The organism is Allobosea sp. TND4EK4, assembly GCF_900156025.1.
Classification (GTDB): Bacteria; Pseudomonadota; Alphaproteobacteria; order Rhizobiales; family Beijerinckiaceae; genus Allobosea.
This window is the reverse complement of sequence record NZ_FTMO01000026.1, coordinates 21626-36728: the sequence shown is the minus strand read 5'-3', so window position 1 is coordinate 36728 and position 15103 is coordinate 21626. Positions and strand designations below refer to the sequence as shown.

The 15103-nt window shown below is 68.4% G+C and carries 14 protein-coding genes and 1 pseudogene; 4 read left to right on the top strand and 11 right to left on the bottom strand.

Annotation, left to right across the window (positions count from 1 at the left end; translation table 11 throughout):
• Window positions 1-270 (top strand): annotated as a pseudogene (locus BW981_RS23540) (hypothetical protein); the annotation flags it as partial.
• A 35-nt stretch (window positions 271-305) separates the two neighbouring features.
• Here BW981_RS23540 and BW981_RS20615 read toward each other — a convergent pair.
• The 9 genes from BW981_RS20615 to BW981_RS20575 all read right to left on the bottom strand — a co-directional run bounded on the left by BW981_RS20615 (window position 306) and on the right by BW981_RS20575 (window position 8142).
• On the bottom strand, window positions 306-1208 hold the full coding sequence (locus BW981_RS20615; RefSeq protein ID WP_076442633.1) for a LysR family transcriptional regulator: 903 nt from the start codon (window positions 1206-1208) through the stop codon (window positions 306-308).
• Between the two features lie 13 nt (window positions 1209-1221).
• The gene (gene fdxA, locus BW981_RS20610; protein ID WP_076442631.1) at window positions 1222-1557 is read right to left on the bottom strand and encodes a ferredoxin; all 336 of its coding nucleotides are present in this window, start codon (window positions 1555-1557) and stop codon (window positions 1222-1224) included.
• Window positions 1558-1569: 12 nt separating this feature from the next.
• A complete protein-coding gene (locus tag BW981_RS20605) occupies window positions 1570-2349 on the bottom strand; it encodes an enoyl-CoA hydratase-related protein (protein WP_076442629.1) in 780 nt (259 codons plus the stop codon).
• On the bottom strand, window positions 2349-3515 hold the full coding sequence (locus BW981_RS20600; protein WP_076442627.1) for a CaiB/BaiF CoA transferase family protein: 1167 nt from the start codon (window positions 3513-3515) through the stop codon (window positions 2349-2351). The genes BW981_RS20605 and BW981_RS20600 overlap by 1 nt, the downstream gene beginning before the upstream one ends.
• Complete coding sequence (locus BW981_RS20595) at window positions 3512-4861, bottom strand: FAD-dependent oxidoreductase (RefSeq protein ID WP_076442640.1); 1350 nt, start codon at window positions 4859-4861, stop codon at window positions 3512-3514. Before BW981_RS20595 ends, BW981_RS20600 begins: the two co-directional genes overlap by 4 nt.
• 23 nt (window positions 4862-4884) lie before the next feature.
• Window positions 4885-5718, bottom strand: a complete 834-nt coding sequence (locus BW981_RS20590; protein WP_139333874.1) for an ABC transporter permease — start codon at window positions 5716-5718, stop codon at window positions 4885-4887.
• Window positions 5715-6539, bottom strand: coding sequence for an ABC transporter ATP-binding protein (locus BW981_RS20585; protein WP_076442625.1), 825 nt, complete (start codon window positions 6537-6539; stop codon window positions 5715-5717). The genes BW981_RS20590 and BW981_RS20585 overlap by 4 nt, the downstream gene beginning before the upstream one ends.
• Window positions 6540-6543: 4 nt before the next feature.
• Window positions 6544-7557 carry an ABC transporter substrate-binding protein gene (locus BW981_RS20580; protein ID WP_076442623.1) on the bottom strand — a complete coding sequence of 338 codons (1014 nt, stop codon included), beginning with the start codon at window positions 7555-7557 and terminating at the stop codon, window positions 6544-6546.
• 126 nt (window positions 7558-7683) lie between these two features.
• The gene (locus BW981_RS20575; protein WP_076442621.1) at window positions 7684-8142 is read right to left on the bottom strand and encodes a deoxycytidylate deaminase; all 459 of its coding nucleotides are present in this window, start codon (window positions 8140-8142) and stop codon (window positions 7684-7686) included.
• 29 nt (window positions 8143-8171) lie between these two features.
• Here BW981_RS20575 and BW981_RS22770 point away from each other — a divergent pair, with 29 nt between their 5' ends.
• From BW981_RS22770 to BW981_RS20560, 3 genes are all read left to right on the top strand, one after another.
• Complete coding sequence (locus BW981_RS22770) at window positions 8172-8429, top strand: hypothetical protein (RefSeq protein WP_139333873.1); 258 nt, start codon at window positions 8172-8174, stop codon at window positions 8427-8429.
• A 52-nt stretch (window positions 8430-8481) separates the two neighbouring features.
• Window positions 8482-10521, top strand: coding sequence for a heavy metal translocating P-type ATPase (locus tag BW981_RS20565; protein WP_076442618.1), 2040 nt, complete (start codon window positions 8482-8484; stop codon window positions 10519-10521).
• Window positions 10522-10711: 190 nt separating this feature from the next.
• On the top strand, window positions 10712-11959 hold the full coding sequence (locus tag BW981_RS20560; protein WP_348521418.1) for an APC family permease: 1248 nt from the start codon (window positions 10712-10714) through the stop codon (window positions 11957-11959).
• Between the two features lie 5 nt (window positions 11960-11964).
• On the opposite strand, the gene BW981_RS20555 is transcribed toward BW981_RS20560, so the two are convergent.
• Together BW981_RS20555 and BW981_RS20550 are read right to left on the bottom strand one after the other, a co-directional pair.
• A complete protein-coding gene (locus BW981_RS20555; RefSeq protein WP_076442615.1) occupies window positions 11965-12894 on the bottom strand; it encodes an FAD:protein FMN transferase in 930 nt (309 codons plus the stop codon).
• A complete protein-coding gene (locus BW981_RS20550; RefSeq protein WP_076442613.1) occupies window positions 12884-15097 on the bottom strand; it encodes a PepSY domain-containing protein in 2214 nt (737 codons plus the stop codon). The genes BW981_RS20555 and BW981_RS20550 overlap by 11 nt, the downstream gene beginning before the upstream one ends.
• Between the last annotated feature and the right edge of the window lie 6 nt (window positions 15098-15103).

The window sequence follows — 15103 nt, the reverse complement described above, 5'->3', positions numbered from 1 at the left end:
CTCAAAGATCGACGAAATGCTGCCATGGGCATGGGCCGAAAACCCGCCCCAAACCGCGGCTGCATAGCCACACGCGGCTATCGGATCACGCTTACCGAGCAGCAGCAGGGCGTGGGGCTCGCCGTGCGCAAATACACCATGATGAAACGCGGCATCCTGGCCAGCGACGCCCAGCGCAAGCCCGGATCGGCGATCAGCGCCGCGGCGAAGGCCGAGGTGGACTACCTCCTCGCGCGGGTCGCGAAGACCGATCCGCGGGCAAAGGTCTGAGACGCCTGCAGTGAGAGACTGCGCCTCGAAGGCGCTCAGTTCGAGTTCAGCCGCCCCAGATCGTCGATCAGGCTCTTCGCGAGCTGGACGGCTGGTGGCGACGGCTCGCGGTTTGCCGAGGTGATCATGCCGATGCGCAGCGCATTGACGCCGGGCGAGGTCAGCGGACGCCATGCGATCTCGCCGTTCTCGATTTCCTTGAGGAAGCCGAGCCGCGTGAAGAAGGCGATGCCGAGCCCGAGCTCGATGCAGACGCGGATCATCTGGATCGAGTTCGAGGTGATCTTGGGCTTGAGCTGTGCCTTGAACTGGCTGAAATCCGCATCGATATCCGCGCCTCGGGGCAGGGGCCCGGCCTGATCGAGGACGGGATAGGATCGCGCCTCGTCGAAGGACACGCTGAGGCGCGCCGTCAGCGGATGGTCGACCGGCATCACCACCCCGATCGGCGCGGGCACCTCCGCGATGAAGTGCACCGTGCCGGGCAGCGGGCTGACGAAGGTCAGCCCGATATCCACCGCGCCATCGCTGACCATCTGCGCGATCTCGGCCGGTGCCGCGGCGAGAACCGTGTGGTTGATCGCGGGGAAATCCCGGCCGAAGCGGGCCAGCGCCCGAGGCAGAAAGTCGACGAGAAGCGAGTCGAGCGCCGCGATGGTGACATGGCCCGAGCGGGCCTCCCGCAGGTCGTCGATCGCGGCGCGCACCCGGCCGTAGCCCTCGATGGTCGCGGTGATGTGCTGCAGCAGGAGCGTACCGGCCACGGTGAGGCGCATGCCGCCGGGAAAGCGATCGAAGAGCGGGCCGCCGAACTCGTCCTCCAGCTTGAGGATCTGGCGGTTGATCGCGCTCGCGGCGACGTTGAGCTGCCCCGCCGCACGGCGGATCGAGCCCAGCCGCGCGACCTCCCGGAAATAGAACAGCGCGGCGGCATGCATGGCGCCGGAATCCTCAGCTCGCGGCCTTGTCCGGCCAGGCCGCCACCATCGGATGGTCGAGCGTCGTCGTCAAAGTGGCGTCGGCGCCGCCGGGCTTGCCCCAGCCGGTGACCTGCGGTCCGAAAAAGTCGCGGTTGACGGCCGGCCAGGCTGCGAGCTCTGGCGGCAGGCGGTCCTCGGCGTGGATCGCGGCCACGGGGCAGACCGTCTCGCACAGCCCGCAGTCGATGCATTCGTCCGGCTGGATGTAGAGCGTGCGCCCGCCCTCATAGATGCAATCGACCGGGCAGGCGGCCAGGCAAGCCTTGTCCTTGATGTCGATGCAGGCGTCGGTGATGACGAAGGGCATCGGACGCTCCTCTCAGCGGCCCTGCCAGACCGGCTTGCGCTTCTCGCGGAAGGCGCGCACGCCCTCCTCGGAATCCTCCGAGCGCAGCGCGGCAACCAGCGCCGGCAGTCGGAGCGCCTGCGCCTCCTGCGGCGAGAGATGGCCGGTGCGGCGCATCACCTGCTTGATCGCCCGCAGCGAGAGCGGGGCGCAGGCGAGAATGTCGGCGACCCAGCGATCGACCGCGTCGTCCAGCGTCTCGCGGCTGGCGACCTCGTTGACCAGGCCGAAGGAGAGCGCCTCGGCCGCCTTGATCCGCCGCCCTGTCAGGAGCATCCCGAGGGCGTGCCGATGCGCGATCTGGCGCTGCAGCAGGACCATGCCGCCATCGAGCGGCAGGCGGCCGACGCGTGGTTCGGTCAGGCCGAAGCTCGCTTCCTCGGTCGCGATGACGATGTCGCAGCCCAGCACCATCTCGAAGCCGCCGCCCACGGCATGGCCGTTGACGCGGGCGATCACCGGGATATCCAGCGTTTCGCGCAGGGCGATGCCGCCGAAGCCGGCCGGCCGCGAGGCCGCCCAGTAGCCGAGCCCGGTCAGGCCGGGGTCGACATTGCGCATGTCGGCGCCCGTACAGAAGGCGCGCTCGCCTGCGCCCGTGAGCACGACGACGCGCACGGAAGAATCGGCCTCGATCTGCTGCCAGATCGCCTCCATCTGCGCCTCGGCGTCCTGGTCGAGCGCGTTCAGCACCTCCGGCCTGTTGATGGTGACGCGGGCGACGTGGTCGGCGGTGGTCAGGCTGATCGGCATCAGGCGACCTTGCCGAAAGCGGGCAGACCGATTTCGCCCAGCACGGCCTCGGTATGCTCGCCGAGCGCGGCCGGGACGATGCGGATCGCAACGGGTGCGTCTTCCATATGGATCGGGGAGCCGACGACGCGCACCCGCTCGGTCGGCCCGTCCGCTTCCAGGATCATGCCGTTGACCGCCGTCTGCTCGTCGGCGAGCGCCTCCGCAAGCTGGCGGACCGGGGCGCAGAGCAGGTCCTGCGCCTCGAGCCGCGCCAGCCAATAGGCGGTGGTCTGGGTGCGGAAGCGCTCGGCGAAGAGCGCCTGCAGCGCCGGCTTGTTGGCGACCTGCGATTCGTGCCCGGCGAAGCGCGGGTCGGATTTGAGATCGGGGAGGTCAAGCGCGGCGGCGATGTCGCCGAGCGGATCGGCCTTGAAGGCGCCGACCATGACGAGTGCGCCGTCCTGCGTCTCGAACACGCCGGTCAGCGGCATGGCGCCCCAATTCACCTCGCGCCCGCGCATCATCTGCGCGGCGGCCTCCTGGGTCTGGGCCGCCAGCATCGAATCGAACAGCGAGACACTGATCCGTTGGCCCTTGCCGGTCTGCTGGCGCTGGAGCAAAGCGAGCAGGATGCCCTGAACCATGTGCATGCCGGCGGAATAATCGGCGAAGGTGGTCGAGAGCACGGCCAGCGGCTGGTCGGCATTGGCCCGGCGATGCATCACGCCGGACAGCGCCTGCGCCAGGACGTCCTGCCCGCCCTTGTGGGCATAGGGGCCGGTGAGGCCGAAGCCGGTGCCGACTGCATAGATCAGCCGCGGATTGCGAGCCGACAGCGCCTCGTAGGAGAAGCCCATCCGCTCCATCACCCCGGCACGGAAATTATTGACGACGACATCCGCCTCGTCGATCAGCCGCAGCACGGCGTCCTTGGCCTCCTGCCTGCGCAGGTCGAGCACGATCGAGCGCTTGTTGCGGTTCAGCGAGCAGAAGACGGGCCCCTGCAACCCGGCCGGGTCGTTCGGAAAGGAGGTGCGCGACAGGTCCCCCGTCGGCGGGCGCTCGATCTTGATGACGTCGGCGCCGTAGTCGCCGAGCATCTGGGTGGCGACCGGACCCATCATCACCTGGGTGAAATCGACGACCTTGATGCCAGACAGCGGCAGTGAGGCAGGGATGGTCACGCGGCATTCTCCAGGACGGTGGCGTTTGCGGAAGGGACATCGCCCGGGTCGCCGCCCTGGGCGCGGACGATCCGGCAGATCTCGTGGGGGGCGACATCGCGCAGTCGCTGGCCGGACGAGACGGCGATCGCCGCGGCGACTCCCGCCGATTGGCCCATTGCCATGCAGGGCGGAATCTCGCGCGACATCTTCTGGGCCTGCTCGGTCGCAGAATAATGGCGTCCGGCAACGACGAGCCCGTCCAGCCCCAGCGGCAGCATCGCGCGATAGGGCGTGTAGTAGTCGCGCCCGCGGGCGACGGTGTCGGCGAAATGCACCCGGTCCAGCACGTCGCGCTTGGTCACGACATAGTCGCCCTGGAGAAGCCGGGTCTGACGCACGCCGAGCTGGGGAGCGACATCGACGACGTAGCAGCGCTGGAAGCCGGGCATGTTCTCCCGAACGTAATCGACGAGCGCATAGAGCTTGTTGCGGCCCTCGAAATCGGCCCGGGTCAAATCCTCGACCGACAGCGCGTCGAAGCCGGCCATATGCGGGCAGTTGCACCAGACGACCCCCGGCAGCGGCGTCTTGAGCCACCACATGTCCCAGGAGCCGCCCATGATCCGCTTGGCCTGGCGGTCTATTGTCGCGAAGACGTCGGGCTCCTCGTGCTGGAACCGCTCGGCCTCGTCGGTATCGACTCCGCCGAGCCTGAACACGGTGGTGACGATGAAGGAGCCCTTGTCATGGGCCGCCCCGGCGGAGGCGGCGACGTCGAGGTCTCCCGAAGCGTCGACGACGGCATCCGCCAGGATCGCCTGCCGGCCGGCCTTGGTCTCGCAGACGATGCCGGTGACCTTGCCGTCCTCGACCAGCGTGCGCGAGAACCAGGAATGCAGGCGCACATCCAGCTTCGCTTCGGCGACCATGTCGTTGGCTGCGCGCTTCCAGCCGTCCGGATCGAAGGCGGCCGCCATCACGATCGGCTGCGGCTTGGTCTGCGCGCGGAAGTCATGCGCGCCCCAGCGCGCCCATTTGCGGTGCATCGCCCAGTCCTGGCGGCGCTCCTCGGGCGGCGGGTAGACGCAGGCGCCCTTGGCCGCCATGCGCTCGATCATCTCCATGCAGATCCCCTGCACGGTGACCTCGTCCCCATTGTGCATGTCGTCCAGCACCAGCACCATGCCGCCGGAGGCGAGGCCCCCGAGATAGGGGTAGCGCTCGACCATGGTCACAGCGCAGCCTTCGCGGCGGGCGGCGATCGCGGCGGACATGCCGGCGGGGCCGCCGCCGACCACGAGGACGTCGGTCTTGGCAACGACCGGGACGGAGCCGCCCGGTTCGGCGATGGTGGTCGCAGTCATGGTCCTCTCCGGATTCTGGCGCGTCAATGCGCGTTCGAGGGCTGCCAGCGCACGATCAGGCGCTCGAGCATGGTCACGCTGACGAAGAACAGCATCGAGAAGCAGGAGGCGACGATCACGGTCGCGTAGAGCAGTGCCGAGTCGAAGGAATAGGTCGCCTGGATGATCAGCGCCCCGATGCCGACATTCGAGCCGATCCATTCGCCGACGATGGCGCCGACGACGGAGGTCGAGGCCGAGATCTTCAGCGCCGAGAACAGATAGGGCAGGGAGTTGTAGAGCCTGAGCTTGAAGAAGACCTCGCTCTTCGAGGCCGAGAGCACGCGCATCAGCTCCATCGCCTGCGGGTTCACCGCTTCCAGCCCGCGCACCATGTTCACCAGCGTCGGGAAGAAGCAGATCAGCGCCGCGATCGCGATCTTCGGCTCCATGCCATTGCCGAGCAGCAGAACCAGGATCGGCGCCTTGGCGACGACCGGGATGGTGTTGATCAGCACGACCGTGGGGAAGAAGGTCTCCTCCAGCGTCTTCTTGTGGACGAAGGCGGTTGCGATGACGATGGCGACGAGATTGCCGAGGAAAAAGCCGGAGAGCGCCTCGATCGCCGTCGGGACGAGATTGGCGAGCAGCACGTCGCCCTTGCTCACCAGCGTCTGAGCCACCAGGAGCGGCGTCGGCGCGACGAAAGGCGGGACCTTGAACAGATAGACCAGCGCGGCCCAGATCCCGAGGAAGATCGCGACTCCGGCGAAGGGGAGCAGGCGGCGGCGCAGCAGGACCCGGCGCTGGGCGCGGCGGAAGTCCTCTTCCGCATCCGCGACGGTTTCGTCCGGCGAGATCGCGGTGGCGAGCATCATTCCGTGCCTCCCAGCGCGGCGCGCAGCACCGTGGCGACGCGCATGAATTCGGGCGTCTCGCGGATGGCGAGCGTGCGGTCCCGCGGCAGGTCGATATCGACGAGCGAGGCGACGCGGCCGGGATTGGCGGCCAGCACGAGCACCTGCTCCCCAAGGAACAGCGCCTCGTAGACCGAATGGGTGACGAAGAGGATCGTGGTGCCGGTCTCCCGCCAGATGCGGCGCAGCTCCTCGTTCAGCCGGTCGCGGGTGATCTCGTCGAGCGCTCCGAAGGGCTCATCCATCAGCAGAAGGCGAGGGCCCCCAAGCAGCGCCCGCGCGATCGACACGCGCTGGCGCATGCCACCGGACAGCTCATGGGGAAAGCTGCCCTCCCACCCCTCCAGGCCGACGAGCTTCAGGAGCTCGCGCGGCGTCGGCATGCCCGTGGGAAGGCTCTGTCGCCCGCCGACTTCGAGCGGGAGCTCGACATTCTGCAGGGCGGTGCGCCAGGGCAGCAGCGCCGCGTCCTGGAAGACGAAGCCGAGGGCGCGCTGGAGCCGCGCCTGCTGCGGCGTCTGCCCGAGAACGGTGACCTGTCCGGCGCTGGGCGCAATCAGATCGGCGACGACCCGCAACAGGGTGGACTTGCCGCAGCCGGACGGCCCGAGCAGGCTGAGGAAGCCGCCATTCTCCACGTGGAAGCTGACATTTTCGAGCGCCGTCACCGTGCGGCGCTCGGTGACGAAGCGCACGCTGACATTGCGGCAGGCGACCGCCATGCCTGCTGCGGCCTGTGGCGCCTCGGCCTGGCGCGGCTCTGTCATGGCGAGCGCGGCCATCGGGTCAACCGATCCGCGGCCGCGCGTCCGCGGTCGCCTTCAGCACGTCGAGCGTCATGACCTCCGCGATCTTGGGGGTGCGCTTCGAGAACTGCCCGAGCGAGGCGTAGAGGTCGATCTGCTGCTGCCAGACGCCCGCATCCATCGTGCCCCAGCCTTCGGCCTTGGTCTGCGGGCCAAAGGAGAAGGACAGCATCACATCCAGCGCCTCGCGCTCGTCGGCCGCGATCAGGTTGGGATATTCCTTGACGAGGAGCGCAACCGCCTGGTCGCGGTTGGCATGGGCGTAGGCCCAGCCCTTGGCCGAAGCGCGCAGATATTTCGCGATCAGCTCGCCCTTCGTCTTCAGCGTCTCGGCGGTGGCGTAATAGGGCAGGGCGTAGAGCTTCACGCCGGCGTCCCATAGCGAGAGCGCGACCTTGTCCGGCCCCAGGACCTTGAGCGCGGTGGTGTTGGTCTGCCAGCCGGTGACGACATCGACCTGGCCGGTCAGTAGTGGCGCCATATCCGCGCCGATGGGAATGATGGTGACGTCCTTCTCCGGGATCTTGTTCTGCGCCAGCAGCGCGCGCAGCAGGATGATGCCGGTGGACTGGATGCCGACCTTCTTGCCGACGAAGTCCTTGGGCTCCCGCACCGGCTTCTTCGCCAGCGAATAGAAGGTGTAGGGGTGCTTCTGGCAACCGGCCGCGAAGCAGACCACCGGCAGGTCCTGGGAGGCCGCCAGCATCAGTGAGGGGCTCGACGACACCTGCCCGATCTCGAAGCGCCCGCTGGCGACAACGGCGACGCCATCGACATTCGGGCCCCCCGGCTGGATGCGCATGTCGATGCCCTCGGCCTCGTAATAGCCGAGCGCCTTGGCGCAGACCTCTCCGATCTGGTTGCCTCCGGCGATCCAGCCGAGCTGCATGTTGACGGCCGTCTTGCCCTGCGCGCCGGCCTCGAACGAGAGCAACGGGCCGGACAGCGCGACGGCCGCGGCGGATTTGAGAAAAAAGCGTCGGCTGTTCGGCATGGTGACGATCCCCTTCCATGACGCTTCAAGGCGTCTTGGCGAGGATTAGATCACTGCGGAGCGTACTCAGATAGAAGAATATTTCGCCCGAAGCGTTGCCTTAATGAGCTCGTGCTCAATCCCGCGTCAGCTGCCTTGCGGATGCTCAGCAGGGCGTTTCGCATCGGGCAGCACCACGTGCCGCACCTCGACGCCGCCTTCCTCCAGGATGACGCGCGATCGCAGGAAGGCCTGCCCCCAGACGGCATCTTCGAAGGCTGGAGCGGGGGTCTCGACGCAGGTGATCCCGGCATCGACGATCGCCCGCGCGCAATCGATGCAGGGAAAGAAGGTCGTCGCCAGCCGGCCCCCGGCCGTGGCATGGCCCTGCCGTGCGGCGGCGAAGATGGCGTGGCGCTCGGCGTGCTCCATCCAGACGAAGCGGCCGTCGCCCTCGTGCCGCTCGGGCAGATCCCGCACGCCGGCCGGGAAGGTGTTGCAGGCCGTGATGACGGTGCCATCGGTGAGGCGCAGGCAGGCACCGACCTGCCGCACCCGGTTCGGGCTTTGCCCGGCCACGCCGAGCGCCAGCATCATGTCCGTCATCAACGCGCCTCGTCAGATGGAGAGCCTGCATGGCCGGGCATGACATGCGCAACGGCCGGGTTCATCATCCCAGCCAGTTGCCCGGGGGAAAAGAGCGTATTGCGGCGGACCCGGCAGATATCCAGGCTCTTCGGCGCCGCGGTGCGGATCATGGCGTAGAGATGGGCGCGTCGCGCCCGGTCGATGCGGCCGGAGGCGCGACCGGCATCCTGATCAAGCCCGGCATGCCAGCACGAGGGGACCGTCAGGTTCGATCGCCACAAAGATTGAAGTTAGAATACTTCTAAACTAGATAAGGCGTGCCAGCGCGGTGCTCCCCGCGCCGAGGATGATGCCGCCATGTCAGCGATTCCCAACCCCGTGCCGGCCTGCCCGCAGAGCGCGCGGCCCTGCACCTGCGCCCGCCCCTTCGAACGCACCTGCTCGGCCAGCGCGGCCCAGCGGGCGAGGCGGTCTCCCGGCTGGTTCGGGGGCTATGTACCGCGCGCCGTCAGCCTGTTCGGTCATGACGTCGAAACCGTCGAGCTCCTGCGGGTGGCGGTCGTCGCCATCTCGGCGGCGCTGGTCTGGCTTCAGCTTGTCCCGCTCGTCGCCGGCTGGGACGTGATCGGCATCGCGGGCCTGCTGTTCGGCGCCTGGCCGATCCTGCGCGAGGCCTTCGAGAATATCAAAGAGCGGCGGATGACCATGGAGCTCTCCATGTCGATCGCCATCCTGGCCGCCGCCACGATCTCGGAGTTCTTCACCGCGCTGGTCGTCACCTTCTTCGTGCTCGTCGCCGAGGAACTCGAACATCTCACCGTCGATCGTGGACGCGCGGCCATCTCCGACCTCATCGACGTGATGCCGCATGAGGCCACCGTGCGCCGCGACGGCGTGATTTCGCTCGTCCCGATCGACACCATCGTCGTCGGCGACCGGGTGCTGGTCGCGCCCGGCGAGAACATCCCGGTCGATGGCGTGGTGCAGTCCGGCCTGTCCTATGTCGATCAGGCTCGCATCACCGGCGAGTCGATGCCGATCAAGCGCAGCGAGGGCGACACCGTCTTCGCCGGCTCGATCAACCAGTCCGGCGCATTGGACATTCAGGTCGATCGGGTCGGCCGCGACACCAGCTTCGGCCGCATCATCGACGCGATCGAGAACGCCGAGCAGTCGCGCGCGCCGGTTCAGCGCCTGGCCGACCAGCTTGCGGGCTACCTTGTCTACTTCTCCTTCGCGGCAGCGATCGTCACCTACTGGCTCACCGGCAACATCCGCGACACGATCTCGGTGATCATCGTCGCCGGAGCCTGCGGCGTCGCAGCCGGAACGCCGCTGGCCGTGCTGGGCGGCATCGGCCGCGCCGCGCGCAACGGTGCGATCATCAAGGGCGGCATGCATCTCGAAATGCTCGGCCGCATCGACACCATCGTGCTCGACAAGACGGGCACGCTGACCTTCGGCGAACCCCGTGTCTCGACCATCCATCCGGCCGCCGGCCGCACGGAGGCCGAACTGTTGAAGCTGGCGGCATCGGCCGAGCTGCGCTCCGAACACCCGCTGGCCAAGGCGATCGTCGCGGAGGCCCGGGCCCGGGAGATCGCAGTGCCGGAGCCCGACAGCTTCGACTATACGCTCGGGCGCGGGGTGACGGCGCAGCTCGGCTCCGACCGCATCCTGATCGGCAGCGTCAAGCTCCTGCAGGCCGAAGGGATCGACGCTCCCGCCGACCGTGGCGGCGACGCGGTCTCCTCCGAGATCTGCGTCGCGGTCAATGGGCTCTATGCCGGCTCCTTCGCCGTCGCCGACGCGGTTCGGCCCGAGGCCGCATCGGCCATCCGCGCCCTGCACGCCATGAAGATCCGCACCATCCTGCTGACCGGCGACAACGCCAAAGTGGCCGAGAACGTCGGAGCCAGCCTCGGGATCAACACGGTCGAGGCCGGGATGCTGCCCGAGCAGAAGCTGGAGCGCGTGCGGGCGCTGGTGGCGGCGGGCGCCAGGGTCGCCATGCTCGGCGACGGCATCAACGACGCACCGGCGCTGACGGCGGCCAGCGTCGGCATCGCGATGGGCTCGGGGACCGACGTCGCCAAGGAGAGCGCCGACATCGTGCTGCTCGCCAACGATCTGGAGCGACTCGTCGAGACGGTCGCGATCGCCCAGCGTACGCGCGGCATCATCTGGCAGAACTTTGCCGGCACGATCACGGTCGATGCGCTGGGCATCGCGCTCGCGGCGTTCGGCTTCCTGAACCCGCTGCTGGCCGCCTTCATCCACGTCTCGTCCGAGCTGATCTTCATCGCCAATTCGGCTCGGCTCCTCCCCGCCGCCGATAAAATGAGGCTGCCGAGGCGCGCGCGGGCGACCGAAGGCGCGGCGGCGGTCGGGGGCTGAGCGTCGGACGGACTGCTGATCAATACCGAGGTACTATCGGTCCCGGGATTCTGCGCTTGAAGCGCTGCTCCTGAAAGCCCAACCTGCGGCCGTTGTTCCAGATCGGCTGTGCCGGCCCGCGGCGCCGGGCCTGGCTCGGGGTCGTGGTGGAACCGCCTCCCGATCCCGTTCCGGCACGAGGAGCCGCGCCTTGCCCAGCGACGATATGCAGCCTGGCATCGTCGCTCCGCGCGGCCTCACCCGGACGCTGACTCTCGCGCACGCCGTCCTCTATGGCCTCGGTGTCACCATCGGCGCGGGCATCTATGTCCTGGTGGGCACGGCCGCAGGCCGCAGCGGCATGCATGCCCCGCTCGCCTTTCTGGGCGCGGCGCTCGTCATGGCCTTGACCGCGGCAACCTTCGCCGAACTCGGAACGCGCATGCCCGTCAGCGCGAGCGAGGCCGCCTATGTCGAGAAGGCCTTCAATCGGCGCTGGCTCAGTCTTGCCGTGGGCCTTCTCGTCGTCTTCACGGCGACGATCTCCGCCGCGGCGATCAGCGTAGGCAGCGCGGGCTATGTTGCGATCTTCATTCCCTTGCCAGCCGCGTGGATCATCGCCGGGATCGTTCTCGCGATGGGTCTCACCGCCTGCCTTGCGACAGTTCATTCGGTCACCTTCGCGGGGATCATGACGCTGATCGAGGTTGGCGGCCTCGTCCTGATCATCGTCGCCGGTTTCGGTTCGGGAAGCATGCTGCTGACGCGGTTGCCGGAAATGTGGCCTGGCTTCGACGATCTGTCGGCCTGGGTCGGGCTCTCGAGCACCACCCTGATCGCCGTCTTTGCCTTCATCGGGTTCGAGCATCTCGTGAACATTGCCGAGGAGATGAAAGACCCGCGCCATACGCTGCCGCGTGCCTTGTTCCTGACGCTCGGCCTGACGGCACTCATCTACGCGGTCGTGGTCTGGATCGCGGTCGTCGCGGTCCCTCCGGAGGAACTGGCGCGCTCCTCGGCGCCACTGGCGCTCGTCTTCGAGAGGCAGACAGGGTTGCCGCTGGTGACCATGAGTGCCATCGCGGTGGTCGCCACCCTGAACGGCGTCATCGTTCACATGATCATGATCGCGCGCGTGATCTACGGCATGGCCGAGCAGGGCAATCTTCCGCGCGTGCTGACGAAGCTGAATTCCCGAACCGGAACACCGCTTCTGGCGACCGCGCTCGGCGTTTCGGCGATCCTTGCCCTGTCACTGTCGGTGCCGCTGGCAGGGCTCGCCGATTTCACCTCGCGATTCACGCTCATCATCTTTGCCATCGTCAATATCGCCCTGATCCGCATCAAGCGTCAGGAAGGCGAGCCCCCGCCGGGCGTTTTCCTCTGTCCTGGCTGGGTTCCGGTGGCAGGGCTTACCAGCAGCCTCTTGCTGTTGCTGTTTGATCTGATGGCACGCTGACCGACTTAAGGCCGTCCCAGGACGGTCCCGTTGGCGAGCACGAAGATGGCGTCCATGCCCATCACTTGAGCCAGACGAGGCCCGGCGACGTCGCCCATCACCAGGAAGGCCGTGGCCCAGGCGTCGGCCTCCATGCAGGTGTCCGCCAGCACCGTGACGGAAGCCAGGCCGTTCTCCAGCGGCTGGCCGCTCCTCGGGTCCATGGTGTGAGAGATGGTTCGCGTGCCGATGTCGCGATAGTGCCGGTAATTGCCCGAGGTCGCGACGGCGCGGTCCTCAAGCTCGATGACGCCCATCGCCTCGCGGACGCCCCGCACGGGGCGCTCATGGGCGACGGCCCAGGGCGTTCCGTCCGGCTTCGCCCCGCCGGCGCGCATCTCGCCGTCGATGCCGACCAGCCAGGCAGGGATCGAGAACTGGCGCATCACGCGCGCCATCTCGTCGACGCCAAATCCCTTGGCGATGCCCGAGAGATCGAGCGCGAGAGGAGCGTGTTTCCGGGCGCGCCGCAGGGGCGGATCAAGTTCGAGAGCCTCTGCCGTGGTCGCCGGTCTCGGCACGACAGGGCCTAGCGGAAGGTCGTCGGCGGGGGCCGGTCTGACCCCAAATCCCCAGGCGCCGACGAGGTCGCCGACGCCGATGTCGAAGGCGCCCTGCGACTGCTGGCCGATCCGTAGGGACCCCTGCAGGACGAACATCAATTCGGCAGGGACCGGCACCCAGACGCCGGTGGCCGCGCCATTGAGACAATTCAGGTCCGATTCGGGCTTCCAGCTCGACATCTGGCAGTCAACCCGATCGACGGCAGCCTGCAGGGCTGCGGCAAGCTTTTGCTCGTGGAGGTCACCGGGAGCGAAGAAGACCGCCGAATAGCGCGTGCCCATGGTCGGCCCGCTGAGGCTGCGGCGCCGCAGCGCCGAGGAATCAGTAGACATCTTCGAGGTAGAGCCCGCTCGCCTTGAGGGCGGTGGTGCTCGATCCCATCGGAGCCAGGATCGCATCGAGCGCCTGGGAGACGCCCTTGGCCATGTCGCGCCCGCCACAGACCATGATCTGCGCGCCGCGCCGCAGCAGCGTGGCCAGGTGCTGCGCATCGGTCGCCAGCCTGTCCTGCACATAGCCGCCCCCCGCGACGCGCGAGAAGACGGCCTTCAGCGCGGACAGGCGCCCGTCGGCCATGCAGGAGGCGAGATCCTCGCGGTAGAGGAAGTCGGAGGCCGGGGAGCGCCCGCCCCAATAGAGATGCGTCTCGCGATGCGACCGGTTGGCGCGCAGGAATCCCATCAGCGGCGCGATGCCGGCCCCGGCGCCGATCAGGATCAGGGGGGCAGTGCTGGCGTTGGGCCGGAAGTCCGGTTTCGCCCTGATAAAGCCGTCGATCCGCCCGCCCAGCGGCAGGTCGCTGAGGAAGCCCGAGCAGAGGCCGCCGGGCTGCTTGCGCACGCAGATCTCGAGGATGCCCTCGCGGGAGGACGAGGCGAGCGAGTAGTAGCGCGGCACGGCGCTCCCCGGAGGGAGGATGCCGACGAGATCGCCGGCCTCGAATGGCGGCAGCGCTGCCGGGACCAGCCGCCGCCAAAAGGGGAGCCCGGCCGCGGCTTCCGGCAGCCGGAAGGTCAGGATGGCGGTCGGCGCCTGCACCCCGGCGCCGTAGTCCGCGCGCTTCACCAGTTCGAGCACCGTTGTCTTCGGCCGTTCCGCGACATGGGCAAGCGCGAGTGCGTGGCCGAGCGCAGCCCCCAGCCTGTCGCCCCAGAGCGCAAAGGACTGGGCAGACTGGCGGTCGATGCGGTCGATCTCGATCAGGGCCGGCCAGCCCTTCTTGGCCAGGGCTGCGGCGACATCCTCGGCGAACCGGCAGAATTTGGGGAAGCTGCGGTCGCCGAAGCCGAGCACGGCGACGGGCAGCGTCAAGGCGCTGCGGTCGAGCCTTGCCAGGAAGCCGCTGGCGCTCGCGGGTGCCGTGCCGTCGCCATAGGTCGCGGCCAGGATCAGCATCCGCGCGGCTTTCGGATAGGCGGGCGCCAGCGCGTTCATCGGGGCTGCATGGACCTTGTGCCCAGCCTGCGTCAGCGCGGCATGCAGCGTCCTCGCGAAGCCCCAGGTGCTGTTGCCCTCGCTGCCGACCAGGATGACCGTGTCGGCCGCAGAGGCGGAGCTGTTGTCGGCGATGCGGGGCAGCGACCGGCGGCGCTGCCACCAGATCATCGCGCCGGTGACGGCAAAGACCGGTACCGCCAGGGCGGACAGCCCCAGAAACAGGCCCAGCGGCCACAGGCCCTGGCCGGTGTGGAGCCTGTAGATCATCTCGTAGAGCTGTCTTGCGGTCGAATGAGGCTGGAAGGACAGCGCCTCGCCGGTGGCGGCATCGATCTGCATCACGCCGGCCGCGGTGGTCAGCCTGTAGGTGTCCGTCGGGTCCGCGGCATAGGGAAAGGCGAGTTCACGCAGATCGGCCAGGTCGACGGCCCGCAGCGCCGCGAGGCTGCCGACCGAGGCCCGCTCGCCGCCGGTGCCGGACGCCGTCGCCACGGGGTCGGCCGACCCGTCGGGGATCAGCTCGAAACTGGTCAGCGACAGGAAGCACCCCGTCATCGCCGTCAGCAGCAGCCCGGTGATGGCGAGGCGCCCGGCCTGTGCATGCCAGCGCTGGCGGCCACCGCCGCGGATCGGCTTCAGCAGCGCGGACCAGCCGCCGAGCCGCGCGGCCAGCATCATCGCGCCGGTGATCGTGAGGACGACCATCGTCAGCGCGCCAAGGCCCACCGCGACACGGCCGGCGGTGCCCAACAGAAGCGAACGATGCAGATTGGTGACGAAGCGAATGGTCGCGGACGGTTCATGCGGGCCGATGACCCGACCGGTGGCGGGATCGACGAGATCGGCTCCGGCCTTGTCGCCGTCGAAATAGCTAACGACGACCGTGCCGGAGGCGGTTTTGACGATCTTGTCGATCTCGGCATGCTGCGCCTTCGCGGCCTCCGCCAGAGCCGCGACGCTCATCGTCGCCGTGGCGACCGAAGGCGCCGCGAACCGTTCCAGCGCCGGCTGGACGGAGAGCACCGCGCCGGTCAGCGCCAGCGCCGTGACGAGCAACGCGGCGATCAGGCCGGGCAGGGCGTGGATCTGGCGCAGCATGGCGAA

Bases quoted from the DNA above. Each gene is read 5' to 3' on its own strand.
- BW981_RS20585 (WP_076442625.1), bottom strand. From the start codon at position 6,539: ATGGCCGCGCTCGCCATGACAGAGCCGCGCCAGGCCGAGGCGCCACAG.
- fdxA (WP_076442631.1), bottom strand. From the start codon at position 1,557: ATGCCCTTCGTCATCACCGACGCCTGCATCGACATCAAGGACAAGGCT.
- BW981_RS20580 (WP_076442623.1), bottom strand. From the start codon at position 7,557: ATGCCGAACAGCCGACGCTTTTTTCTCAAATCCGCCGCGGCCGTCGCG.
- BW981_RS20575 (WP_076442621.1), bottom strand. From the start codon at position 8,142: ATGACGGACATGATGCTGGCGCTCGGCGTGGCCGGGCAAAGCCCGAAC.
- BW981_RS20595 (WP_076442640.1), bottom strand. From the start codon at position 4,861: ATGACTGCGACCACCATCGCCGAACCGGGCGGCTCCGTCCCGGTCGTT.
- BW981_RS20555 (WP_076442615.1), bottom strand. From the start codon at position 12,894: ATGTCTACTGATTCCTCGGCGCTGCGGCGCCGCAGCCTCAGCGGGCCG.
- BW981_RS20605 (WP_076442629.1), bottom strand. From the start codon at position 2,349: ATGCCGATCAGCCTGACCACCGCCGACCACGTCGCCCGCGTCACCATC.
- BW981_RS20565 (WP_076442618.1), top strand. From the start codon at position 8,482: ATGTCAGCGATTCCCAACCCCGTGCCGGCCTGCCCGCAGAGCGCGCGG.
- BW981_RS20615 (WP_076442633.1), bottom strand. From the start codon at position 1,208: ATGCATGCCGCCGCGCTGTTCTATTTCCGGGAGGTCGCGCGGCTGGGC.
- BW981_RS20590 (WP_139333874.1), bottom strand. From the start codon at position 5,718: ATGATGCTCGCCACCGCGATCTCGCCGGACGAAACCGTCGCGGATGCG.
- BW981_RS22770 (WP_139333873.1), top strand. From the start codon at position 8,172: ATGGCCGGGCATGACATGCGCAACGGCCGGGTTCATCATCCCAGCCAG.
- BW981_RS20550 (WP_076442613.1), bottom strand. From the start codon at position 15,097: ATGCTGCGCCAGATCCACGCCCTGCCCGGCCTGATCGCCGCGTTGCTC.